General features: G+C 64.8%; 18 protein-coding genes. 7 read left to right on the top strand and 11 right to left on the bottom strand.

All coding sequences use genetic code 11. The features are described from left to right. Nucleotides 1-8: 8 nt before the first annotated feature. On the bottom strand, nucleotides 9-296 hold the full coding sequence (locus tag VI340_RS08785) for a ribonuclease P protein component 4 (RefSeq protein WP_004591847.1): 288 nt from the start codon (nucleotides 294-296) through the stop codon (nucleotides 9-11). A gap of 508 nt (nucleotides 297-804) precedes the next feature. On the opposite strand from VI340_RS08785, the gene VI340_RS08790 reads away from it, so the two are divergent. Then, on the top strand, nucleotides 805-1,854 hold the full coding sequence (locus VI340_RS08790; RefSeq protein ID WP_336358216.1) for a glycosyltransferase family 4 protein: 1,050 nt from the start codon (nucleotides 805-807) through the stop codon (nucleotides 1,852-1,854). Nucleotides 1,855-1,877: 23 nt separating this feature from the next. Here VI340_RS08790 and VI340_RS08795 read toward each other — a convergent pair whose 3' ends face one another. After that, nucleotides 1,878-3,200 (bottom strand): MFS transporter, encoded by a 1,323-nt coding sequence (locus VI340_RS08795; RefSeq protein WP_336358217.1) that lies wholly within the window; start codon nucleotides 3,198-3,200, stop codon nucleotides 1,878-1,880. Between the two features lie 120 nt (nucleotides 3,201-3,320). Here VI340_RS08795 and VI340_RS08800 point away from each other — a divergent pair, with 120 nt between their 5' ends. Further along, complete coding sequence (locus tag VI340_RS08800; RefSeq protein WP_008313206.1) at nucleotides 3,321-4,424, top strand: glycosyltransferase; 1,104 nt, start codon at nucleotides 3,321-3,323, stop codon at nucleotides 4,422-4,424. Between the two features lie 16 nt (nucleotides 4,425-4,440). Here VI340_RS08800 and VI340_RS08805 read toward each other — a convergent pair whose 3' ends face one another. From VI340_RS08805 to gatC, 4 genes are all read right to left on the bottom strand, one after another. Next, nucleotides 4,441-4,626, bottom strand: coding sequence for a hypothetical protein (locus tag VI340_RS08805; RefSeq protein ID WP_336358218.1), 186 nt, complete (start codon nucleotides 4,624-4,626; stop codon nucleotides 4,441-4,443). A gap of 41 nt (nucleotides 4,627-4,667) precedes the next feature. Next, nucleotides 4,668-5,813 carry a M48 family metallopeptidase gene (locus tag VI340_RS08810; RefSeq protein WP_049943104.1) on the bottom strand — a complete coding sequence of 382 codons (1,146 nt, stop codon included), beginning with the start codon at nucleotides 5,811-5,813 and terminating at the stop codon, nucleotides 4,668-4,670. Between the two features lie 357 nt (nucleotides 5,814-6,170). Then, nucleotides 6,171-7,448, bottom strand: a complete 1,278-nt coding sequence (gatA, locus tag VI340_RS08815; protein ID WP_008313199.1) for an Asp-tRNA(Asn)/Glu-tRNA(Gln) amidotransferase subunit GatA — start codon at nucleotides 7,446-7,448, stop codon at nucleotides 6,171-6,173. Then, entirely contained in the window at nucleotides 7,449-7,727 is a 279-nt protein-coding gene (gatC, locus tag VI340_RS08820; RefSeq protein ID WP_008313198.1) for an Asp-tRNA(Asn)/Glu-tRNA(Gln) amidotransferase subunit GatC, read from the bottom strand. A gap of 224 nt (nucleotides 7,728-7,951) precedes the next feature. Here gatC and VI340_RS08825 point away from each other — a divergent pair, with 224 nt between their 5' ends. Together VI340_RS08825 and VI340_RS08830 are read left to right on the top strand one after the other, a co-directional pair. Beyond that, nucleotides 7,952-8,926, top strand: coding sequence for a transcription initiation factor IIB (locus VI340_RS08825; RefSeq protein ID WP_008313196.1), 975 nt, complete (start codon nucleotides 7,952-7,954; stop codon nucleotides 8,924-8,926). 43 nt (nucleotides 8,927-8,969) lie between these two features. Next, nucleotides 8,970-9,446, top strand: coding sequence for an NUDIX hydrolase (locus VI340_RS08830; protein WP_336358219.1), 477 nt, complete (start codon nucleotides 8,970-8,972; stop codon nucleotides 9,444-9,446). 7 nt (nucleotides 9,447-9,453) lie between these two features. On the opposite strand, the gene VI340_RS08835 is transcribed toward VI340_RS08830, so the two are convergent. The 4 genes from VI340_RS08835 to VI340_RS08850 all read right to left on the bottom strand — a co-directional run bounded on the left by VI340_RS08835 (nucleotide 9,454) and on the right by VI340_RS08850 (nucleotide 13,029). Continuing rightward, nucleotides 9,454-10,548, bottom strand: a complete 1,095-nt coding sequence (locus VI340_RS08835) for an asparagine synthase C-terminal domain-containing protein (RefSeq protein WP_336329266.1) — start codon at nucleotides 10,546-10,548, stop codon at nucleotides 9,454-9,456. Further along, nucleotides 10,548-11,234: a PHP domain-containing protein gene (locus tag VI340_RS08840; RefSeq protein WP_008313190.1), complete on the bottom strand. Its 687-nt coding sequence runs from the start codon at nucleotides 11,232-11,234 to the stop codon at nucleotides 10,548-10,550. The genes VI340_RS08835 and VI340_RS08840 overlap by 1 nt, the downstream gene beginning before the upstream one ends. A gap of 248 nt (nucleotides 11,235-11,482) precedes the next feature. Beyond that, entirely contained in the window at nucleotides 11,483-12,718 is a 1,236-nt protein-coding gene (locus tag VI340_RS08845; protein ID WP_008313188.1) for a TIGR04347 family pseudo-SAM/SPASM protein, read from the bottom strand. Further along, complete coding sequence (locus tag VI340_RS08850) at nucleotides 12,715-13,029, bottom strand: Htur_1727 family rSAM-partnered candidate RiPP (RefSeq protein WP_008313186.1); 315 nt, start codon at nucleotides 13,027-13,029, stop codon at nucleotides 12,715-12,717. Before VI340_RS08850 ends, VI340_RS08845 begins: the two co-directional genes overlap by 4 nt. Before the next feature lie 394 nt (nucleotides 13,030-13,423). Between VI340_RS08850 and VI340_RS08855 the strand changes: the two genes are divergently transcribed. From VI340_RS08855 to VI340_RS08865, 3 genes are read left to right on the top strand one after another with little or no spacing between them, the layout of a single operon-like run. Then, on the top strand, nucleotides 13,424-14,452 hold the full coding sequence (locus tag VI340_RS08855; protein ID WP_080504343.1) for an ABC transporter substrate-binding protein: 1,029 nt from the start codon (nucleotides 13,424-13,426) through the stop codon (nucleotides 14,450-14,452). Beyond that, nucleotides 14,449-15,291: an ABC transporter permease gene (locus tag VI340_RS08860; RefSeq protein WP_008313184.1), complete on the top strand. Its 843-nt coding sequence runs from the start codon at nucleotides 14,449-14,451 to the stop codon at nucleotides 15,289-15,291. Before VI340_RS08855 ends, VI340_RS08860 begins: the two co-directional genes overlap by 4 nt. Then, on the top strand, nucleotides 15,282-16,091 hold the full coding sequence (locus tag VI340_RS08865; protein WP_008313183.1) for an ABC transporter ATP-binding protein: 810 nt from the start codon (nucleotides 15,282-15,284) through the stop codon (nucleotides 16,089-16,091). Before VI340_RS08860 ends, VI340_RS08865 begins: the two co-directional genes overlap by 10 nt. 247 nt (nucleotides 16,092-16,338) lie before the next feature. On the opposite strand, the gene VI340_RS08870 is transcribed toward VI340_RS08865, so the two are convergent. Beyond that, complete coding sequence (locus VI340_RS08870; protein ID WP_008313182.1) at nucleotides 16,339-17,490, bottom strand: multicopper oxidase domain-containing protein; 1,152 nt, start codon at nucleotides 17,488-17,490, stop codon at nucleotides 16,339-16,341. Nucleotides 17,491-17,571: the final 81 nt, after the last annotated feature.

Genomic DNA, 17,571 nt, shown 5'->3' on the forward strand with positions numbered 1-17,571 from the left:
AAGAATCCTCAGTCGTACGGATAGCGGGACTGTGCCCCACAGTCACACGTAATGACGACGTGGCCGGACTGGGTCCGGGATCGGGCGTTGTGTCCGTGCAGCAGGTACGTGTCGCAGGCGTCACACGTCGACCGCTCGAACGACCGCGGCAGGCGCAGGCGGTGGCGTTCGGCGACCCGACGAGCCCGGCGGACGTACGACCGGGCGCGCTCCTCGTTGCCGGCCTGGACGGCCTCGCGAGCGAGTGACTGGAGGCGCTCGATCCGCTCGCGGGCGATGGTCGCCTCGTCCGTCATTGCCGGTACTGTGTCGGCGGCGGGAAAATGCCTTCCGAACGAGCTAGCAATTGTCGACGCACGGTTTGGTAGCTTTGTAAACAGCCAGAAAGCCCCGAGACGCTGGGCTACTGCGACTCTCACGGCTCGCTTCGCTCGCCGTTCGAGTGGTCGCGGCGCGGAGCGCCGCGCACTCGCTGCGCGCTTCTTCGCTCCCTACCGTCGCTCATGCAGTGCTTGCTTCGTCTCGAACGCCCAGCGTCTCGCCCCTTTCAGTCCCACCTGTGACTGTTCGACCAGCCGACACGGGTGGGACTGAAAGGGGCCGCGCTATCGACGAACCCCGGTGAAGCAAGCACTGGACTGAGTGAACGGAGTGAGCGAGGGAAGCGCACAGCGAGCCGCGGGAGTCGATAGCGCGGGGGCTTTCTGGCTGTTCTGAACGTTTGTTTGGTAAGTAAACGCTTCTAATCACAGCCCCACAGGTGAAGTCGATAGGATTTTCGGCCCGGCCGGAGAGCCCCGAGACGTGCGCGTCCTGAACTATCTCGAACTGGCCGACCGCCTCGACCGGTCGGGCATCGGCACCGCCGTTGACCACCAGCGGGCGGCGCTGTCCGAGACCGACATCGAGGTGGAGACGACGCCCTGGCAGGAGGGCCATCCGGCGTGGGCACTGGGTGGCAATATCGCCTTCAACGACCCGGTGTTCCGCGAGTTCGACATCGCCCACTGCAACATGATCGGACCCGGCTCCGTCGCCGTGGCGCAGCACGCGGCGCAGGCGGACATCCCGCTCGTCCTGCACGCTCACGTCACCCGCGAGGACTTCCGGGACAGTTTCCGCGGGTCGAACCTGGTCGCGCCGGCGCTGGGCCGCTATTTGAAGTGGTTCTACTCCCAGGCCGACCTCGTGCTCTGTCCCTCCGAATACACGAAGAACATACTCGAATCCTATCCCGTCGACGCGCCCATACGGCCGATGTCGAACGGCGTCGACATCGACGCGCTGGCGGGCTACGAGGACCTGCGCGAGGACTACCGGCGGCGCTACGACCTCGACGGGATGGTCGTCTTCGCTGTCGGCAACGTCTTCGAACGCAAGGGGCTGACGACGTTCTGTGAACTCGCCCAGCGAACGGAGCACGACTTCGCATGGTTCGGCCCATACGACGCCGGGCCACAGGCCTCCAGGACCGTCTCGCGGTGGGTGAACGACCCGCCCGAGAACGTGACCTTTACCGGGTGGATCGAGGACATCCGCGGCGCGTTCGGGGCCGGCGACGTGTACCTGTTCCCGACGAAGGCCGAGAACCAGGGCATCGCCGTGCTGGAGGCGATGGCCTGCGGGAAGGCGGTCGTCCTCTCGGACATCCCGGTGTTCCGGGAGTACTACGAGGACGGCCACGACTGTCTCATCTGCGCGGACGAAGCGGAGTTCCGCGAAGCGCTGGAGCGTCTCGCCGAGAACCCCGACCTGCGGGAGCGACTGGGCGAGAACGCCAAAGAGACGGCCAGAGAGCACAGTCTGGACCGGGTCGGCCGGCGGCTGGTCGAGACGTACGAAGAACTGGCCTGAGCGGCGTTCGAAGCCGACGATTGTTACGCCGAGAGCGGTTCGCTGTCGACAGACATCGTCGGCGAGCGCCGCCAGACGACCGCGACCAGCGCCGCGCCGACCAGCACCAGCCCGCCTGCGACGCCGAACGCCAACAGGAAGTCGTAGCCGCCGAGCCAGCCGCCGAGTATCGACCCGCCGCCGCTCGCCAGCCCGGAGATCGCGGTGTACAGCCCGAGCGCCTCGCCGCGAATCGCCGGCGGCGCGAGCTGGGTGACGACGCTGGCCGCGGTGACGGCGATGACGGCCCAGGCGACGCCGATGAGGACGAACACGATGCCGTTGACCGCTGTGCCGACGAGCGTGACCGGGAGGAGCAGTCCCACGACGGCAACGGCCGGGTGGAGCGCCGCGCGGGCCAGCAGGCTCCCCACCTGAAGTCCACTCGGGTCGTACCGCTCGGCGAGCGAACCGGCGCGGTCGTACCACAGCGCCGAGCCGACGCTGGAGACGAGATACAGCGCGAAGACGAGTCCCGATTCGTAGCCGAGCGTCCGGGAGAGATACAGCGGTAACGGCCCCCAGAACACGCCGAAACCGACGAAGAAGGCGACGACGGCCCCGAAGTAGATGGTCAGCGAGGGGGAGAACCGGGCCGCGACTTCTCGGGGGTGTATCGACCGCGTGAGCCAGTACAGCCGCCCCTGACCGACCGGGAACGTCGCACTCCGGACCGGGAGCCGACGCGACCGGGCGATGGCCCGCGCCACCCGACTGGGCCGCGGCCGGTCGAGTTCATCGGGGTCGGACGGCAGCCACTTCGCCCCGAGAAACGCCGACAGACCGACGGCAGCCGCACACAACCACAGGAGCGACTGCTGAGCGGGGATCTCCCCAAGCGGTCCCGAGAGCAGCGTCGTCCACACGAGGCCGAGGACTAACCCGCCGGCCCACCCCCAGCCCTGGTAGCGGTTCAGGACAGCGAACCGCGCCGGCCAATCTCGCTCGACAGTTCCGGCGGTGACAAGCAGCGTCAGCACCGGCGCTGCCGCGCCGGCCGCGAACCACAGCAGGCCGTTGCCGACGATGACCAGCCACGGCTGTTCGGTGAGCGAGACGAGCAACAACGCGGAAGTCGCCAGCCCCAGTGCGAGGAGGACGAGCGACCGCCGCTTCCCCGTTTTGTCAGCGACGCGTCCGAAGATGAGTGCGCCCGGCGCACCCGCGGCGGCGGCCACCCCGGCGAGGACGCCCAGCATGAACGTCTCGCCGCCGATGGCGACGAAATACAGTGGAACGAGCAACGAGCCCGCGCCAAACGCGACCGATGCGATTGCCCAGGCGTACAGCCAGCCGTCCCGATCCATTACCCCAACTGTGCCACGGTCCCCCAAAAGAACTCTGGCACCCGCCAGCGAGTGACAACTGTCTGACTGATGGCGTGCCAATGGCAACGGTTTAAGGCCTGGTCCTGCTACGCCGCGGCGATGACACTGCCGCACGTCGCGACGTTCACCGACACGTACTTGCCGACCGTCAATGGGGTGACCTACACGGTCCAGACGTGGCGGGACCGCTGGCGCGACCGCGGCGGTCGCATGGGCGTGGTCTATCCGAAGAGCAATCACGACCCGTCCGAGAACGAGTATCCGGTCCGGAGCCTTCCGTTCCCATTCTACGAGGGGTTTCGCCTGGGCATGCCACAGATACCGAAGGGCGTCCGGGACGCCGAACTGGTCCACGCCCACACTCCGTTCAGCCTCGGGATGGCGGGCCAGCGACTCGCTGGTAAACTCGATATCCCGTTCGTCGCGTCGTATCACACGCCGACGAGCGAGTACGCCGAGTACGTCTCCTTCAACGGCGCTGTCGAGTCAGCGGTCCGCTCCAGCGCCGAGAGCTACGAACGCTGGTTCCTGGGCCGAGCCGACACCGTGATCGCGCCAAGCGAGCGCGCGGCGACTCACCTCCGAGAGGCTATCGGCCTCGATACGACGGTGACGGTCGTTCCGAACGGCGTCGACACGACCGTGTTCGAACCGGTCGACACGGCCGACTTCCGGGACCGCTACGACCTCCCCGATAGCCCTATCGTCGGCTACACCGGCCGCCACGGCTACGAGAAGTGCTTGGAAGACATCATCACGGCCTGCGAGGGGTTGGACGTGACTGTCGTGTTCGGCGGTGACGGCCCGGCCCGTGAATCACTCGAAGCGACGGCCGAACACAGCGACGTCGACGTGCGCTTTCTCGGTTTTCTGGACCGGACGGAACTCCCCGAACTGTACACTACCCTAGACGTGTTCGCGTTCCCCAGTCCCGTCGAGACGCAGGGTCTGGTCGCCCTTGAGGCCAACTGCTGTGGCACGCCGGTTGCGGGCGTCGACGCCGGCGCGCTCAGCGACACCATCGAGGACGGCGAGACCGGCTACTCCTACGACGAGGGCGACATCGACGGCTTCCGACGGGCTATCGAGCGCGTGCTGGACGATCAGGAACGGCTTCGGGAGCGCTGTCTTGCCCGGCGAGGCGTGATCAGCGTCGAGCACGCCATCGACAAACTGGCCGACGTGTACGACAGCGTGCTGTAGCGCTTGCCGGCCCAACTCAGGCCCGCGAGTGCGACCAGCCGATACCGAAGGCCAGCCCGTTCAGCGTCCCCAGCGCCAGGCCGATATAGAAATCACCCAGCGAGACGGCCAGTATCAGGCCGGCCCCGATTCCCAGTGCCAGCCCCTTCAGGACTGTCGGCCAGTGGAGCCAGCTGAGTCGCCCCTCGGCGTCGTCGCTCATACGCTCTCTCGGGCCGCCGGCGAGTAAACTGTACCCCTTCGTCACGATTGCCCGCGCCGGTCGAGGGCGGACTGTCGCTCCGCCAGTGCAGCGATACGGTCGTCGGCGTCTGGATGCGACCCGGGCAGGACTCGTTCGGTGATGCTGTGCCACCGGTGGGCGAGCCGTTCGGCCCGTCCGTTCGGTGCGGTCTGCTCATCGGCCGTAATGGCGTGTGGAACCACACAGAGCTCTCGGACGCCGGTCTCGGCGGTCCGGATGTCCGTGTCCGGGCGCTGGTCGTCTGTCAGCGTCTCCAGCGCGCTGGCGAGCGCCGCCGGGGAGCCACAGATGGCGACACCGCCCGCGTCCGCGGCGTACTCCCGAATCCGCGAGAGGAGTCGGTAGCAGGCCGTGCTGGCGAGATACAGCGTCGCCGTGACCGGTATCGCGATGACAGCGAAGAGCAACATCACGAGGTGGATGTTCCCGCCAGCGACCCACGTCCCGTCCTCGTCGTCGCCGCCGAGGAACCAGTGGCAAAGCACCGAATACTGCAGTGTTCTCCCGAGCGTGCGAGTGAACAGCGCGCAGACAGTCGGGAGGAACGCGGCCGCAGTCATGACGAACGCGTCGCCGTTCTTCAGATGGGCCAGTTCGTGAGCGATGACGGCGTCGAGTTCCGCGTCGTCGAGGTGGTCGACGAGCGCCGTGGTCACGAACAGCGTCTGCTCGCCGGGCCGGCTGGCGACGTAGCTGTTGGGCGTTTCGGAGTCGATGACTGTCACGTCCGGTGTGGCCATATCCGCCGTCTGTGCAAGCCGAGCCACCCGTTCTCGGAGGCGGTCGGCGGTTTCGCTGCGCCGTATCTTCGCCCGCATCGCGTCGACGGACTCGGGCTCAGACGCCGGGGACTCGGTCGCAGTTGTTCCGGAATCCCGGAGCGTCATCCGGTAGCCGTAGATGGACTGGACGGCGAGGACGAGCGGCGTCCCGACGAGGACGACGGGCCACAGCGGCACGATGTCGAACCCCATCGTCCAGAACAGCGTCCCGGTATCGTAGCCGACCAGCGGCAGGAGACCGAACGCGACGTGGCCCAGCACGTACGCGACGGCGACAGCCACGGCGTCGAAGGCGACGAGCACCACTACGAGCGCGAGGAGGCGTGCGCGGAGGGACCACGTAGTGGATGGAAGGGGAGCCATAATTGTTCGTTCGTTATGACGAACAAAAAGCGTACGGGGCTGCTCGGATTCGGCCTCAGGCCAGTGCGCTGCCGGCCCGGATAATATCTCGTTCGACGACCACCTTTTTCTGCGTCGGGTTCGCGTCGCCGCAACGCGGCTCGCGAACCGCTCCTTGAAAAACGTGGGCGAAAAAGCGCTCGTTCGCTCCTCGCTCACTCGCGTGCCTATGCTAGTGCGCTGCCGGCCCGGATAATCTCTCGTTCGACGACCACCTTTTTCTGCGTCGGGTTCGCGTCGCCGCAACGCGGCTCGCGAACCGCTCCTTGAAAAACGTGGGCGAAAAAGCGCTCGTTCGCTCCTCGCTCACTCGCGTGCCTATGCTAGTGCACTGCCGGCCCGGATAATATCTCGTTCGCCAAACGCCGGTCCGACCAGTTGCAGCCCCACAGGTAGCCCGTCTCCGGTCTCGCCGGCCGGAACCGAGATGGCCGGGAGGTTCGCGAGGTTCACCGGGGTCGTGTTGGCGTCGGCCAGATACATCGTGAGCGGGTCGTCCAAACTCTCGCCGCGTTTCATCGGCGGGACGGGCATCGTCGGCGACGCGAGGACGTCGGCGTCCTCAAGCGCCTCGTCGAAGTCCTGCTTGACCCAGGCGCGGGCGTCCTGTGCCTTCTTGTAGTACTTGTCGTGGTAGCCCGCCGAGAGGGCGTACGTTCCGAGCAGAATTCGGCGCTTGACCTCTTCACCGAAGCCCTCTTCGCGAGCATTTGCGAAGGATTCGTTCCAGTTGCCGTCGTAGCCGCCCGATTGCCCGTAGCGAACGCCGTCGAACCGCGCGAGATTCGAGGAGGCTTCCGACATCGCGATGACGTAGTACGCCTCGACAGCGTGTTCGACAGAGGGGAGGTCGACCTCGTGGTAGCTCGCGCCCTGGGCTTCGAGGTCGTCCATCGCGTCCCAGAACGTCTCGACGACTTCCTCGTCGGCCCCGTCCAGCAGTTCCGTCGGAACGCCGATAGAGAGCCCGTCGATGTCGCCGTCGGCGGCCGCCGCGTAGGAGCCGTCGCTCTCGGGCGCTTCCTGCGTCGTCGCGTCGTGTTCGTCCGGTCCGGCGATGACGTCCAACAGTTCCGCGGCGTCCTCCACGGACGGCGCGATGGGCCCGATCTGTTCGAGGCTGTTGGCGTAGGCGACGAGGCCGTACCGGGAGACCAGCCCGTAGGTAGGCTTGATGCCGACGACACCGCAGAAGGCGGCCGGACAGCGGATGGAGCCACCGGTGTCACTGCCGAGTGCGAGGTCAGCATCGCCAGCAGCGACGACGGCGGCCGAGCCACCGGAGGAACCGCCCGGCACGCGGCCCTCGGCGACGGGGTTCTCGACGGGGCCGTATGCGGACGTTTCGGTGGTCGTCCCCATCCCGAACTCGTCCATGTTCGTCTTGCCGGGGATGGTCGCGCCGGCGTCTTTCAGTCGCTCGACGACAGTCGCGTCGTACGGCGGGACGTAGTCTGAAAGCATCGCCGAGCCACAGGTCGTCCGGACGCCCTCGGTGGAGATGTTGTCCTTGACCGCGACGGTCTTGTCCGCCAGCGGGCCGTCGTCCGCGCCCTCGATGGTCTCGTCGGTGACGTAGCCGTTGTACGCCGTCATCTACGACACCTTCGGCCCTTTGAACTGCCCTTCTTCGGTATCACTGGCGTTCCGGAGCGCGTCCTCCTGCGAGAGGCTCTCGCGTGTCTCGTCGGGGCGCATCACGTTCGAGAGGTCGGCCTCCCGTTCTGTCTCTGGGACGTCGTCGAGCGCTTCGAACGCGTCGAGGATGTCGCCAAACTGCTCGGTGAACCGCTCGATCTCGTCGTCTGCGAGGTCGACACGGGCGAGGTCGGCGACGTGCCGGACCTCCTCGGGATCGACGGCGGGGTCGCTCATGTCGGGCCGGAGTGCTGGATGCGCGGTAAGCGTTTCGAAACACCGGGCAGATATATAGCATAGTTAATAATTGTGGAAGCGAATACACAAGAATTGCCAACTCTTGTTTCCCCTTCGGAAAATTGGACTTCTGAAACGGACAAAAGTTTTAAGTCGCCGTAGATACAACAATAGGCTACAACACGTTTTTCGGGTACGATACCCGGTTGTCCCACCCCCAACAAATGACCGATACCAGCATCCGCCGATACTCGAACGAGCGCGAGACGGAGACAGAGCAGACGGACGAAGAGGAGTCGGAGACGCTCGTCTGTCCGGAGTGTAACGGGTCGTTACTGTCCGACAGCGAGCGCGGTGAAACGGTGTGTGAGGACTGTGGGCTGGTCGTCGAGGAGGACGAGATCGACCCCGGTCCCGAGTGGCGCGCGTTCGATTCGAAGGAGAAAGACGAGAAATCCCGTGTCGGTGCGCCGACGACGAACATGATGCACGACAAGGGCCTGTCGACCAACATCGGCTGGCAGGACAAGGACGCCTACGGTAACTCCCTGTCCTCGCGCCAGCGCGAGAAGATGCAGCGACTGCGCACCTGGAACGAGCGGTTCCGCACTCGTGACTCCAAGGAGCGCAACCTCAAGCAGGCACTGGGCGAAATCGACCGCATGGCGTCCGCGCTCGGACTGCCCGAGAACGTCCGGGAGACGGCCAGCGTCATCTACCGTCGCGCACTGGACGAAGACCTGCTGCCCGGCCGCTCCATCGAGGGCGTCTCGACGGCGTCGCTGTACGCCGCCGCGCGACAGGCCGGGACGCCGCGCTCGCTCGATGAGATTGCCGGCGTTTCCCGCGTCGAGAAGGACGAAATCGCCCGGACCTACCGTTATGTGGTCCGTGAACTCAGCCTCGAAATCCAGCCGGCCGACCCCGAGAGCTACGTCCCGCGGTTCGCGTCGGATCTGGACCTCTCCGAGGAGGTCGAACGGCGCGCCCGCCAGCTGCTCCAGAACGCAAAGCAAGAGGGCGTCCACTCCGGGAAGTCGCCGGTCGGTCTCGCCGCCGCTGCGGTGTACGCCGCCTCCCTGCTCACCAACGAGAAGGTGACTCAGAGCGAGGTCAGCGAGGTCGCCAACATCTCCGAGGTCACCATCCGCAACCGCTACCACGAACTGCTGGAAGCTGAGGACAACATCCACCCGTAACCGGTATCGTAACCTAAACCACCGACTGTGCCGTGCCGTCGGTATGGAGACCACTCGGCATTTTGTCGCAACTGTCTACGTCGTTAGCGAGGGCTGCGTCGCGCTCCACGAACACAGTAAGCTCGGCATGTGGCTGCCCGCCGGCGGCCACATCGACCGCGACGAACTCCCCCACGAGGCCGCACTGCGCGAGACACGCGAGGAACTCGGCCTCGACGTGGACCTGATCGCACCACAGCAGGACATCGAGAGCGAAACGGTCCAGTCGATGCCCCAGCCACAGCATTTCCTGCTCGAGGACATCAACGTCAACGCCGAAGGCGAGGTCGGCCACCAGCACATCGACTTCATCTTCTACGGCCGGGCAGATAGCCGCGACATCACACCGGAGCCGGGCGAACAGCCGGCCGATGACTGGGAATGGTTTTCTGTTGACGACTTGCAGGCCCGGGGCGAGGAACTCCCGGCTGACGTGGTCGAGGTCGGCCAGCAGGCAATCGAAGCGGTACGCGAGCCGTAGCCGTGACTCACTCCACGAGCGACTCGACGTACTGCGTGACGTGGTCGTCCATCCGGCGCTTGTAGCCGGCCTGCCGGGCCAGACGGTCGAGTTCCCGGGCGGCGAGTGAGCCGTACTGTGCGGCCTTCTTGTCCCGGTTTGCGATCTCGTCGGGGAGTGATCCGCGGGCTGCCGCCCGGAGCGCGACCTTCCGCGTCTCGCCGTCCACGAGCAGCTCTCCGTCCAGTCGGAGCGCGGCGTCGACGACGCGGTCGTGTAACAGCGGTGTCACCGGCTCGACGCCGGCGGCCCGCAGTGCGAGCACGTCCCGCTCCAACTGGTCGGGGAGCGAGCCGATGACCTCCCGCTGTGCCCCGCGGACGGTGTCGGCTTCTACGCGGGGGTCCTCGGGGGCCTTTGCGACTTTTGCGTAGCCACCGAACAGCTCGTCGGCTCCCTGGCCGAGCGCCAGCCGGTCGAAGCCGTCGGCGGCGACCCGTTCCGCGGCGAGATACAGCGGGAGCGCAATCTGGACCGCCATGGCGTTGGTTCGACCGGTGGCGTGTGCGATTTCGGGGACGGCCCGCTCGATAGCGTCGTGGGTCAGTTCGACGACCCGAACCTCGGTTCCCAGCAGGTCGGCAGCCGACCGCGCCGCTTCAACGTCGTGGCTGTCGGGGAAGCCCGCGACGTACAGCGGCGCGTCGAGCCGTGCCGCGAGCAGCGCCGAGTCCACGCCGCCGGAGAACGCTATCGCGAGGGAATCGGTGTCGACGGCGTCGATACTCGTCTCGACGACGGCGCGGACCCGCTTGATGGCTGTCTCGCGGTCGCTGAACGGGTCGGGCGACGGGAACGACCACCGCTGTCGGGTCCCGTTGTCGTCCCGAATATGACCGGCGGGGAACGACCGCGGGTCGGCCAGCGCCGTCGGGTCGTGGCTCCACTGCTCGGGGTCGAGGCGCTCCCTGTCAGAAACAGTCCGCTCCACGAACAGCGGGTACCGCCCGAGAACGTCCCGGAGGAGCGTTCCGTCCAATTCGCCCGCGAACCCGCCGCTTCCCGGCAGCGCGTCGCCGCTTTCGAGGGCGTCGGCGACGGCGTCCGTGTCGGCTCCCTGCATCACTGGAGTAGCTCCGCGATACCGTTCTTGACGCGCCGCTTCGCTCCGCCGGCGGCCTGCCGGAAGCTAATCCGCCACGGCGTCCGCTTGCCCTCGACGGTCGTCTTGCCCTCACGGATGGCGTCGAGAATCGCGTCGGCCGTTCGTTCGTCCGTGCCGACGTTGGTGACTGCCTGCCCGACCATCTCCGCGATGTGGGCGTCACTGCCGGCGGTCATCGGCAACCCTTTGCGACGAGCGAACCGCTCGGCCTGTCGGTTCGACCGTCCGGTCAATAGCCGCGAGTTGTACACTTCGATGGCGTCGGCCGTCGCGAGTTCGGCCTTCGAGATGTGTTCCAGTACGCCGTGGCGGGACTCCTGGAACGGATGCGGGACGACCGCAAGTCCCCCCTGATCGCGAATGCGGTCGAGCGTCTCCTCGAACGGGAGGTGTGGCGGAATCGCCTCTTGAATCCCCAGGGCGAGGACGTGTCCGGCGGCACATGTGACCTCCATCCCGGGTATCCCGACGAGGCCGTACTCCGGGGCAAGTTCGGCCGCCCGGAGGCTGGCGTCGATTTCGTCGTGGTCAGTCACGGCCAGCGCGTCCAGACCGACGGCGCTGGCTTGCTCTAAGAGGAGCTCGACCGGGTCCCGGCCGTCGTACGACAGCGACGAATGCGCGTGTAGCTCAACCGACTGCACAGGTGTCGATAACGGGGGGCAGGGCAAAAACGCCCCGGTCCGCCCCCGTTCTCACAGAGAACAAACCGGCCGCCGTGTCCATGGCGGCCGAGTGCCCGAAGAACGCCCATCTGTCCCACGAGACTGAGCGTGTGCTTCCCGACGATACGACCGTCAATCGACGGTCGCATGTTGCAATTACTGATGTGCAAGAATGAGTGAGCTCCCTCAGCTTGGTGGGGATTAAAATGGGGTTAGATGCTGCCGACTCAGTCGGCCGAGCTCCCGCTCGCCACCGAGTTCTCGCCGGTATCGAACGGCGGCGACCCGTGGATCTCCGTCTCCTCCAGATAACACTGCGGGTCCGGGGCGAACAGGTCGTCTTCGACGGTGAGTGCCCGGAGCCGGGAGGCCCCGCGGCAGACCTCGGCGTAGCGGCAGTCGGCGCATTTGCCCGTGAGGTGCTCTTCGCGGTTGCGGAGTGCCGAAAGCAACGGGTTCGACTCGTCTTCCCAGATGGCGCCGAACGAGCGGTCGCGGACGTTCCCCAGCGAGTACCCCTGCCAGAACTGCGTGAGGTGGACGTTGCCCTGGTAGTCCACGTCGGCGACGCGTTCGCCGGTCGGGTCCCCGCCGTTGACCCGCAGATACTCGTACACCCGCTGGGCCTGTGCCTCGCTCATGTGCTCGCGGGCGTACTCGACGAGGTAGGCCGCGTCAGCGTAGTTGCCGACCAGTAGCGTCTCGATCTCCTCGCCGCGGTCGTGGTACTCGCGAGTCATATCACAGACCCGCTTGACCGCCTGCCGACGGTCCTCGGGCGTGAGGTCGGCGTCGACAATCTCGGTCCCGCGGCCGCCGTAATCCAGATGGTAGAAACAGAAGCGGTCCACGCCAACGTCGGTCAACAGGTCGACAACACCCTCCAGATCAGCGGCGTTGCGCTCGGTGATTGTGTACCGGAGGCCGGTTTTCAGTCCCGCGTCCAGGCAGTTCTCTATCCCCTGGACCGCGCCCTCGAACGCGCCGTCGACCCCACGGAAGTCGTCGTTTCGCTCCGGCAGGCCGTCGACTGAGACGCCGGCGTATTTCAGCCCGGCGTCCTTGAGCGACTGGGCGCGCTCCTCGGTGATGAGCGTCCCGTTGGTCGAAAGCACCGGGCGGACGCCGACCTCGTTCGCGTAGGCGACCAGTTCTTCGAGGTCCTGCCGGACGAGCGGCTCGCCGCCGGAGAACAGCACCACCGGCGCGCCGTAGTCCGCTAGGTCATCGAGCAGTGCTTTCCCCTCAGCAGTCGAGAGTTCCCCGTCGGCGATTTCGGTGTCGGCGGCGGCGTAACAGTGGTCACAGTAGAGGTTGCACTGCTTGGTGACGTTCCAGACGACGACGGGCCGACGCTGCTTCTCGTCCCTGATCTGGCGTTTGGTCGACTCGTCGGCCGCGTCGTACCGGAGGCCGTCCCCTTCAGCGTCGAGGTCACAGAGCAGTTTCGAGACAGAAATCATCGGTTCTCACCCCGGAGCGTCTCCGATTCCATCTCGTCGACACTCATGGTGGCGTCGTCCCCCGTGTTCCCCGTTCCGAGCGTCGCATCGTCCGTCTGGTACCGCTGGGTCTCGTCGGCGGGACACAACCACAGCGTGACGGCAGTCCGCGCGAACAGCGACGATGCCTGCTCTCTGGCGATGTCTGTGGACGGCGCGCTGACGCTTCCGACGTGGGTGAGCGGGTCCGCCGTGTCCTCGCGGACGAACACCTCCCACTCGCGACTCGTTGCGCCGCGCGGGGCGTCTACCTCGTGGTCGAACTCTTCCATACCCCTCTGTTAGACTCCCCCAAAAAAACGGGGCTAGCGCGTTCTCAGCTACTGGGAACTACTCAGTCACCAAGCACTGAAACGAAGCGAACGCTGGCGAGGAGACGGCAGCGGCATGAGTAACTGCGACGGGAGTGCAGTGGGGCATCATATTGGCCGTCCGACTGCAGCAGAAATCACTTTCGGGCTTCTCGACCGTGGTACCCCAATACAGCGTACTGTTTCCTGTTTCGGCAGTGATGATTCACTCAGATTACAAACGGTCATCGGCTGCGTCTGTTTAGCGCTGAGTCTGAACTGAACACGGCGATGTCTTCACCCGCTCCCGAGTTATTAGCTAAATCATATTGGATCACAGGTATTATTATAATCGGCCCTTAGATTAATAACACCGATGAAGCAGATCTCACGCCGAAGACTACTCCAGAAAGCAGGCGCGACCACGGTTGCTGTGACGGGGATGGCTGGCTGTCTCGGTCAAAGCGGCGGGTCACTCGACTCGGTAACCGTCGCATACGTGCCAATCTATCCGAATATGCAGCATTACGTGATGGAGCAGGCGGGCTACTACGAGGACATCCCGGCAGACATCACAATAGAACGGTTCAGCTCTGGTCCCAGCGTCGTCAAGGCATTTGCCAGCGGAGATGTCGACGTTGCGCTCTTCGGCATTACCCCTGCAATGGTTCTCGTGGACAGAGGCACCAACGCCGGTATCCTTGCAGCCAATTCGAAAAACGGTTTCAAAATCATGGCGACGACCGAGCTGGTAGCCCGCTACGAGCAGGAAGGGGCGGCCACATTCGAGCGCTTCGAACAGGAGTATGGCCGTAAGGTACGGTTCGGTGTCCCGCCGGACGGGAGCGTCCCCGACACCGTGCTTCGGTACTGGATCGAAGCGGACCTCGATATCGGGGAGATGGACACCGTCGTCGCCAAGTCGACCGTCCCGCCAGCGAAGGCGGTCCAGACGATCCAGTCGGGCGACATCGACGCGACGATCATTCAGGAACCGTTCGCGACGCTCATCAGTCAGGACGAGGGCTTCGGCGAACTCGCCTGGTCCGGAGAGATACTGGAAGACCATCCGGTCACGGTGTTGTTCGCAAATCAGCGGGTGATCAACGACAGCGTGGTCGCGCAGTCGCTGGTCGAACAGCACGCTGCGGCGACTGAGTTCACGACAGACGCGCCGGATACAGCGGCAACCCACGCTGCATCAGTGATCGGCTCGGGGGTAAGTGAGGACCTCGCCACGGCAGCCATGGACTCCAGGGCATCTGCGTTCGTTTCAGATCCCCACGCGATCACTGATCAGACCGAGACGATGGGGGCGTTCGTCGCAACCGTCGGAAACATCGAAGCGCCGGTCGCGACTGAGAACCTCTTCGCGTTCGACCCTTACGACGCTATTCAAGAATGACCCACCGAACAAACCACAGTCCCGACACGGTGGTCGCCAACAGTTTCGAGAGTGACCTACAGCGGTATCTGCGCGGGCTGGGCGGTCTCCTCGTGTTCCTCCTCGTCTGGTGGCTCGCTGCGGTGACGACACAGCCGTCCTATCTGGTGCCGGAACCGCTCGATGCAGCGCACGCATTTGTCGACCTGTTTGTGACTTCGACTACGATTGCCGTCCCCATCTTGGGTTCCCACCTATTGCTGCCGACCGGGCTCGCACACCTCGCACAGACGTTGTTCCACTACGTTCCTGGCCTCCTCCTCGGTGCCGGGTGTGGTATCAGTCTCGGGCTAGCGATGGGCTGGAACAGCACATTCGACGACTGGTTGCAGCCGCTCGTCCGGATGCTTCGACCGATTCCCCCACTGGCGTGGGTGGTCTTTGCAATTGTCTGGTTCGGAATCCACCATACCGGCGCGGCGTTCATCGTCTTCGTCGGCGCGTTCTGGATCAACTTCTACGGGGCGTACGGTGGCGTGGACGGTGTTTCACCTGAGCTGACCGATGCCGCCTCGACGCTCGGTGTGGAACGCGACCTCTCGATGCTGAAACTCGTCGCACTACCGAGCGCTGCCCCTCAGTTGTTGACCGGGTTTCGGACGAGCATCGGTCGGTGCTGGATGATCGTCGTCGGGGCCGAACTGTTTGGCGCGCCCGGCGTCGGCTACGAGATCATCAACGCCTCGAACAATCTCGCGATGGCAACCAGCGTCGCGTACATGTTCCTGATCAGCCTGGCGTTTCTCTGTATGGACGTCGGGTTCCGACTCGTCGAACGGAGGGTCCTCGCATGGCGCTGAGTGGGGGACGGTCCACCGACCAGGAGTCCAGTGAGAAGATCAGCGTTCGGAACGTCAGCAGGTCCTACGAGTCGACCCGAGCGCTCGAAGGAGTCTCCCTCTCGGTCACAGAGGGCGAGTTCTGCTGTGTGGTCGGTCCATCGGGATGTGGGAAGACCACGCTGTTGCGGGCGATCGCGGGCCTCGAAAATCCCGATAGCGGTTCAGTTCTGGTTGATGGGGACCCGGTCACCGATCCAGGCCTGAACCGTGGCATGGTCTTCCAGGAGTACGCACTGTTCCCCTGGCGAACCGTCCGTGGGAACATCCGGTTCGGCCTTGATCGCCCCGCGTGTAACTGCCCGGACTGTGAGGCACGAGTCCGGGAGCTGATCGACCTTGTCGGCCTCAAGGGCTTCGAGAACGCGTATCCGAAGGAGCTGTCGGGCGGAATGAAACAGCGTGTCGGGATCGCTCGTGCTCTCGCTGTCGATCCGGAGATCCTGTTGCTGGACGAACCGTTCGCCAGTGTCGACGCCCGGACGCGTGACCACCTGCACGGCGAGCTCCTCGACATCTGGAGTGAGACCGAACAGACCGTCGTGTTCGTCACCCACGACATCGACGAAGCAGTGACCCTGGCTGATCGTGTGGTCATCATGGACGCCGACTCCGGAACTGTGCGATCTACGCTCACTGTCGATATCGACCGTCCACGCCAGCGGACAGCACAGGAGTTCATCGAATACGTCGCCCGAATCAGGGATGAACTCGGTAGTTCGGACGGTGCCAGCGAGGCATCCTCGATGAGTAACATCTGATGTTAAGACGCTCTCTCGACACACCAAGGAGTCCTCTCTGGCTGACTCCGACAGTGTACTGTTCGTATAACCGAAGAGCTCTGGCGACGACGCATGGCAGTTCATTTGCAGAAGAATTCGATATAGCAGTACCTGGTTTATCGGCGGATCACGCCTGTCGCCATCGGACGGAACGCAGTGCCTCAGATCTAGCCGGAATGTCCCGCGAAAAGACCAATCAACTCACGCAGCCAATCGAAACGTCGTCTTACGCTTCGTAGCCGGCGTAGTCCATCAACTGTTTGAAGATGTCGGTGTCCATCGCCTCCTTGTAGACGACACCGGTGATCATCCCACCGGGGTAAGAAGTCCCGTTCATCGCGTGGCTGACCTTGTGACAGTGCGCGAGGTAGATGCCGGGGTCGGCGTCGGCCTCGAACTCGATAGTGTGCCGACCGGCGGGCGGGATGCTAGTGATGTCCTGGTCGTGGCGGGCGGCTTCCGGAATCTTCCCGCCGTCCTTGTGGGTCACCTGGAATCGGTGGTTGTGGATGTGCATCGGGTGGTCCATGTACCCGTTGTTACACATGTGGATGCGCACCGTGTCGCCCTGCTCGACGATGATCGGCGAGCCGTCCTCCGGGTGCAGCGTCCGCGGCGCGGACTTGCCGTTGACCGTGAACGTATCGGGGCGGCGGTTGCGAACGTCGTAGCTGGCGTCCATGCCGGCCATCTGGCGGTTGAGCCGGGAGTCCCACTCCTTCAGCGTCATGAAGTACTCCTTGTCGGCCGGTTCGTACCCCTTCGGGTCGACGCGGAAGATGCCGTACATCCCCATGTCGATGTGGCGGTGAGTCTGGTAGTGGCAGTGATAGAGATGCGTGCCCGTCACGTTCGCGGGGATGGTGTAGGTGTGTTTCTCGCCGGGGTCGATACGGATGCCCGTCGTGGTCGGGACGCCGTCGTCTTCCCATTTCTTCCGGACGGCGTGGAAGTGGACCGTGTGCGGGCGCATGCCGTCCGTGTTGTCGAAGGTGACCTCCATGTCCTCGCCCTCCGTCGTCCGGAGGATCGGACCCGGGACGCTCGGTTCGCCGTCGTCGGCCTTGAACGCCCACACCTTCGGGAGTTCGACCGGGCCGCCCATGGATTCGCCGGGATGGGCTTCGTGTTTGGCCGGGACAGAGGAAAGCGTCACTTCGCCACCCTGTTCGTCGACGTTGACGATCTCAGGCGGCGACGTGGTCGGGAGGTCACTGTCGGATTGTGCTGGAGTTGTGCTGGTGTCGACTGACTCTTCGGTCGGAACCTCACCCGGGGCGGTACAGCCCGCAAGCGCGACCGTGCCACCGAGGCCGGAGGCTTTCACGAAGTCACGACGGGAGATGCCCGATCCGGGTGCGCCAATCTGGTCTTCCATAAGCAACTGTGGATAAGATACCACAGTATAAACCCCCGAAGGGAGTTCTCAGACCGACAGAAGCGTTCTCAGTTGCTGGGA

It is taken from the genome of Haloarcula sp. CGMCC 1.6347, from assembly GCF_037078395.1.
In the GTDB taxonomy this organism is placed as follows: domain Archaea; phylum Halobacteriota; class Halobacteria; order Halobacteriales; family Haloarculaceae; genus Haloarcula; species Haloarcula amylolytica.